The sequence below is a fragment of the Salipaludibacillus keqinensis genome (assembly GCF_003226325.1).
GTDB classification, from domain to species: domain Bacteria; phylum Bacillota; class Bacilli; order Bacillales; family Salisediminibacteriaceae; genus Salipaludibacillus; species Salipaludibacillus keqinensis.
Window position 1 is genome coordinate 1 of the sequence record NZ_PDOD01000011.1, and the last position, 1,654, is coordinate 1,654.

1 rRNA gene is annotated in these 1,654 nt (G+C 53.7%); it reads left to right on the forward strand.

From position 1 onward, the window contains the following. Positions 1-75 precede the first annotated feature (75 nt). A 16S ribosomal RNA gene (locus CR194_RS20020) occupies positions 76-1,644 on the forward strand. Positions 1,645-1,654 lie beyond the last annotated feature (10 nt).

Here is a 1,654-nt window from a genome sequence, read left to right on the forward strand (position 1 = left end):
AATATCCCGTCAATGAAACAAATTTTTAACTTTTTGATGTCAGAGACATCAAACTTGATGATTAGTCATCGTACTTTATCGGAGAGTTTGATCCTGGCTCAGGACGAACGCTGGCGGCGTGCCTAATACATGCAAGTCGAGCGCAGGAAGCAAGCGGATCCCTTCGGGGTGAAGCTTGTGGAATGAGCGGCGGACGGGTGAGTATCACGTGGGCAACCTGCCTTGCAGACTGGGATAACTCCGGGAAACCGGGGCTAATACCGGATGACCATTTGGATCGCATGATCCGGATGTAAAAGTGGGGAATTTATTCCTCACACTGCGAGATGGGCCCGCGGCGCATTAGCTAGTTGGTAAGGTAATGGCTTACCAAGGCAACGATGCGTAGCCGACCTGAGAGGGTGATCGGCCACACTGGAACTGAGACACGGTCCAGACTCCTACGGGAGGCAGCAGTAGGGAATCATCCGCAATGGGCGAAAGCCTGACGGTGCAACGCCGCGTGAACGATGAAGGTTTTCGGATCGTAAAGTTCTGTTATGAGGGAAGAACAAGTGCCGGTCAAATAGGCCGGCACCTTGACGGTACCTCACGAGAAAGCCCCGGCTAACTACGTGCCAGCAGCCGCGGTAATACGTAGGGGGCAAGCGTTGTCCGGAATTATTGGGCGTAAAGCGCGCGCAGGCGGTCTCTTAAGTCTGATGTGAAAGCCCACGGCTCAACCGTGGAGGGTCATTGGAAACTGGGAGACTTGAGTGTAGGAGAGGAAAGTGGAATTCCACGTGTAGCGGTGAAATGCGTAGATATGTGGAGGAACACCAGTGGCGAAGGCGACTTTCTGGCCTACAACTGACGCTGAGGTGCGAAAGCGTGGGGAGCAAACAGGATTAGATACCCTGGTAGTCCACGCCGTAAACGATGAGTGCTAGGTGTTAGGGGTTTCGATGCCCTTAGTGCCGAAGTTAACACATTAAGCACTCCGCCTGGGGAGTACGGCCGCAAGGCTGAAACTCAAAGGAATTGACGGGGGCCCGCACAAGCAGTGGAGCATGTGGTTTAATTCGAAGCAACGCGAAGAACCTTACCAGGTCTTGACATCCTCTGAACATCTAGGAGACTAGGTTTTCCCCTTCGGGGGACAGAGTGACAGGTGGTGCATGGTTGTCGTCAGCTCGTGTCGTGAGATGTTGGGTTAAGTCCCGCAACGAGCGCAACCCTTGATCTTAGTTGCCAGCATTTAGTTGGGCACTCTAAGGTGACTGCCGGTGATAAACCGGAGGAAGGTGGGGACGACGTCAAATCATCATGCCCCTTATGACCTGGGCTACACACGTGCTACAATGGATGGTACAAAGGGCAGCAAGACCGCGAGGTCAAGCGAATCCCATAAAGCCATTCTCAGTTCGGATTGCAGGCTGCAACTCGCCTGCATGAAGCCGGAATTGCTAGTAATCGCGGATCAGCATGCCGCGGTGAATACGTTCCCGGGCCTTGTACACACCGCCCGTCACACCACGAGAGTTTGTAACACCCGAAGTCGGTGAGGTAACCTTTTGGAGCCAGCCGCCGAAGGTGGGACAGATGATTGGGGTGAAGTCGTAACAAGGTATCCCTACCGGAAGGTGGGGATGGATCACCTCCTTTCTAAGGAGCA